Below are 3818 nucleotides of genomic sequence, written 5' to 3'. Positions count from 1 at the left end.
GTGGCGAGCTGCGCATCGACACCTTCGAGGGTTTCGACGACATGGGTATCGCCGAGGACGAACGCACCCTGGTGTTGCACGCCCAGATCACCACACCGGCGGGCCTGACCTTGATGGCGTCCGATACCCCGAGTTCGATGCCCTACCAGGACCCGGCGGGCCACTCCGTGTCGCTCAGCGGCGACGACGAGGCAGAGCTGCAGGGCTACTGGGATGCCCTTCTCGACGGCGGCACGGTTGTGCTGCCGTTCGTAACGCCGCACTGGGGCGGCCGCGTCGGAATGCTCAAGGGTCGCTTCGGCATCGACTGGATGCTCGCCCTCAACGCTGCCGACGCCCAAAATCCGGACGCCACGACGCACACGGCCACCCACACGGTGGACGGGACGCGCCAGGATTCACAGCAGCGGGTGTGAGCTGAATCCGTGATGCGAATTCACAGCATCAGTGATGCTATGGTCAAGAAATGAGAACGACCGTACGACTCGACCCCGAAGTGGCCGCGGCGGCGGAGCGGTTGCGCAAGGAACGGCACATCGGCCTCGGTGAGGCGGTCAACGAACTCGCGCGGGCCGGTCTCGCTCATCGTGAGCGGCCGACCGCGTTCAACCAGCGTACGGCCACGGTCGGCATTGCCGTCGACGTCACGAACATCGCCGAAACTCTCGAACTTCTGGACAAGCACGACGCCGAGAGCGCCCGTTGATCGTCGACGCGAACGTTCTGCTCTACGCCGTCGACGACCGCTCGCCGTTTCATCGGGATGCGCGAACGTGGCTCACCGCAGCGATGAACGGGTCCGAACGCGTTGGACTGCCGTGGGCCTCGCTGATGGCGTTCCAACGGATTATCACGCACCCCCGCGTGACCGCACAGCCTCTGAGTCCCGAGCAAGCGTGGGACTTCGTCACGGACTGGCTCGACTGCGAGCTGGCATGGATTCCCGTCCCCGGCGCCCAGCATCGGGACGTTCTCGGCACGCTCCTCATCGATGGCGGCTTGCACGGCAACCTCGTCACCGACGCGCACCTCGCCGCCCTCGCCATCGAGCACGGCACCGCAGTCTGCTCTTTCGATAGTGACTTCGCACGCTTCGAGAATCTGCGTTGGATCCACCCCACCCGATCCTGAGCCCCACATCCGAGAACCCGACTGCGATACGCGAGCGGCTCAGCCTCCACGCTCGGCACGCCATCCAGTCGCACGACCCACGAACGGAACACGTCAATCAGGGCGAGCGCACGCGGCGAGTGCGATGGTGATCCCCTCCGCGGTGGGCGTTGCCGAGACCCCGAACGTGTTCTCGAAGGCACGACTGTCGAACTGATACGGAGCGGTGTACTGATAGGCCATTTCCAGGGTCTCTCGCGCGGGAGTGCTGAACAGCGCGCCGAATCGCAGTGCGGCTATGCCCATCACTCCGATGGGTGCCGGACCACCTGCTGCGACGGCGAGGTACTCGCGGCCGGAGAGCGCAGGAGCGGTCGGCAGGTGCCAGGTGCCACCGCGAGCATCGTCGTTCGTCCCAAGCACAATCAGCCCGGCACCGATGTCGGGCGTGTAGCTCATCGAGTGCGGCTGATCCGCGTTGAAGAGCCACGACGGCTTCTTCCCGGCCGCAATCCTGTCGAGGGCAAAGGTGTTGAACACACTCGTGGACGCCCCGGGTCCGTAGAAGTCGGCGCTGCGACCGATCGTGACCGCAAGACCTCGCAAGCGCGCATCCTCCAGCATTTCCAGCGCGTGGGCGCGCACTCGCCCCTTTCTGCGTGCCGGTCGGACGGGGGTGTCCTCAGCCATCGGCCCTACGACGCGGCCGTAGGCGTAGACGTTGTCGAGGTAGACCAGATGGGTGCCGTTCTCGAGCGCAGCGTCGATGCAGGCGCGCACGATGAGCGGCCACTGACGCTCCCATACCCGAGCGTCGTACGGCAGGCCCGCGACGAGGTAGGCGACATCGGCGCCGCGCAGCACTTCAACAACCTGGTCGGGCGCGCGGAGATCCGCGATCGCCGACTGCGCCCCATCGATATCGGAGGGGCGACGCCCAACGGACATGGGAACGTGGCCGTGGTCGAGAAGTGCGCGCACGGTCTCGCGGCCGATCACGCAGCTTCCACCGAGCACCACGTGACGAAACTGGGGGGTCATGTCGACTCTCCTTCCTTTTTCCGGGCGGGGAAGAACTCTCGGGTCGCACTCTGCTGCGCGAGTCGTCGTAACCCGGCGAACAGGGGGTCGCCCAGCACGGAGCCGACGACCATCAGCTCTGCAATCCCGTCCGCACTGTTGCGGCCGGTGAGTGCGCGGAGGTCGGCCGCCGCCGCCGTTTCCGCGGCCACGGCGTACGCATCGAGGTACCCCTCGGGAGCATCGAAGCCGATCGTTCGCAGGCCGTCGACTGCCCGCGCGGCGGTGTCAACACCGGGGTTATCCACCGTCATCTGCCAGCCACGCGCTCGGGCGGCCGCGAGGATTCGATCCCGGGTAGCGGCGCTCGGCGCCGATTCGGTGGTGCGAGATGCCGCCATCGCGTGCTGTGCCACCCCGAAGGCCTCGGCAAGCGGCGTCTCCCGCGAGTCCGCTGCCGCGATGACCTCTTTCGCCGCGGCGATGCTCAGCCCGCCCGTTTCGAGCAGCGCTCGAATCAGCCGCACCCGCTGCACATGCTCATCCCCGTAGGCGACCTGATTGGGCGCCGAGCGGACGCCCTCGGGCAGCAGGCCCTCCCGCTGGTAGTACTTGACAGCGGACAGTGGAACACCGGCCCGACGCGCCATTTCGGATATTTTCACTATCGGATAGTATCAGTATCCGATCGGTGCACGCAATCGCACCTGGCAGACGCGAATCGCCCCGGCTCAGAGGTCGACGCTGTCGCCCGGGTCGAGCGCGTAGAACGTGCCGCCGCCCTGCTCGGTCGCCCACTGCAGCCGGGTGCGGTGCATGTCGCGCCCGATGACCGACAGCGTCATGTCGTGCGTGCCGAACGCGTGCTTCGGCTTCACCGCGAGCACGTAGTCCATGGCTTCGCCGATCTTGAGCCACGGGCCGCCCAGGGGCGCGGCGAGCAGTTGCACGTCGACGCCCTTCGGTACCGTGTACGAGTCGCCCGGGTAGTAGAGCGCGTCGTTGACGAGCACGCCCACGTTGTCGACGAGCGGAAGCGAATCGTGGATGACGATGTGCGTGCCGCCGAAGAACTCGAGCGTGAAAGGGGCGATCTCGACGGTGTCGCCCGGTGAGACCACGGTGATGTCGAAGCCGGAGGCCGCCTTGGCGACGCCTTCGGGGCCGAGGATCGGGATGCCGGGGGCCGCCGTGCGGATGCGGTCCAGATGCTCGGGGGTCCAGTGGTCGGCATGCTCGTGGGTGAGCACGACGGCGACCGTGCCGGTGAGACCGTCGAGGGGGATCGTGAAGCTTCCGGGGTCGATGATCAGCAGGCTGCCGCCGATCTCGACTCGCAGTCCGGCGTGCTCGAGTTTTGTGACGCGCATGCTTCGAGTCAACCCGCGCGGCGTCGCGGATGCAACAGCTGCGCGATTTTGTCGAGTGTGGGGCCTCATGGCATACTTGAACGGTTGTCGACGGCCCCATCGTATAGCGGCCTAGTACGCCGCCCTCTCACGGCGGTAACGCGGGTTCGAATCCCGCTGGGGTCACAGTGAGAAAACCCCCGCTCAGGCAGGGGTTTTCTTCTTTTCTGCGAGCGGCCGCTTCGAGGCGCTACGCGGCCTTTGGCAACATCCGATTGCATCGCTGCCTGGTCGAGCGCCGTGGCAACGCCGTCGAGGTCGTCGTCGAACAGGTCGGTG

At 66.6% G+C, this 3818-nt stretch carries 6 protein-coding genes and 1 tRNA gene; 4 read left to right on the top strand and 3 right to left on the bottom strand.

The window, feature by feature from the left end; genetic code table 11:
* The 3 genes from ACK5IN_RS00800 to ACK5IN_RS00790 form a co-directional block, all read left to right on the top strand.
* On the top strand, positions 1–416 hold a 416-nt coding region (locus ACK5IN_RS00800; protein WP_416894333.1), incomplete at its 5' end, for a hypothetical protein.
* A gap of 50 nt (positions 417–466) precedes the next feature.
* Complete coding sequence (locus tag ACK5IN_RS00795) at positions 467–706, top strand: CopG family transcriptional regulator (RefSeq protein WP_416894332.1); 240 nt, start codon at positions 467–469, stop codon at positions 704–706.
* Entirely contained in the window at positions 703–1131 is a 429-nt protein-coding gene (locus ACK5IN_RS00790; RefSeq protein ID WP_416894331.1) for a TA system VapC family ribonuclease toxin, read from the top strand. Before ACK5IN_RS00795 ends, ACK5IN_RS00790 begins: the two co-directional genes overlap by 4 nt.
* A gap of 93 nt (positions 1132–1224) precedes the next feature.
* Here ACK5IN_RS00790 and ACK5IN_RS00785 read toward each other — a convergent pair whose 3' ends face one another.
* The 3 genes from ACK5IN_RS00785 to ACK5IN_RS00775 all read right to left on the bottom strand — a co-directional run bounded on the left by ACK5IN_RS00785 (position 1225) and on the right by ACK5IN_RS00775 (position 3500).
* Positions 1225–2151 carry an NAD-dependent epimerase/dehydratase family protein gene (locus ACK5IN_RS00785; RefSeq protein WP_416894330.1) on the bottom strand — a complete coding sequence of 309 codons (927 nt, stop codon included), beginning with the start codon at positions 2149–2151 and terminating at the stop codon, positions 1225–1227.
* Positions 2148–2780, bottom strand: coding sequence for a MerR family transcriptional regulator (locus ACK5IN_RS00780; RefSeq protein ID WP_416894329.1), 633 nt, complete (start codon positions 2778–2780; stop codon positions 2148–2150). Before ACK5IN_RS00780 ends, ACK5IN_RS00785 begins: the two co-directional genes overlap by 4 nt.
* An 81-nt stretch (positions 2781–2861) precedes the next feature.
* Positions 2862–3500 (bottom strand): MBL fold metallo-hydrolase, encoded by a 639-nt coding sequence (locus ACK5IN_RS00775; RefSeq protein WP_416894328.1) that lies wholly within the window; start codon positions 3498–3500, stop codon positions 2862–2864.
* A 92-nt stretch (positions 3501–3592) separates the two neighbouring features.
* Between ACK5IN_RS00775 and ACK5IN_RS00770 the strand changes: the two genes are divergently transcribed.
* A tRNA-Glu gene (locus ACK5IN_RS00770) sits at positions 3593–3665 on the top strand.
* Positions 3666–3818: the final 153 nt, after the last annotated feature.

Origin of the sequence: Microbacterium sp. (assembly GCF_047971895.1) — a bacterium.
Lineage (GTDB): Bacteria > Actinomycetota > Actinomycetes > Actinomycetales > Microbacteriaceae > Microbacterium.
The sequence above is the reverse complement of the archived record's forward strand: the minus strand, read 5'-3'. Positions and strand labels throughout refer to the sequence as shown.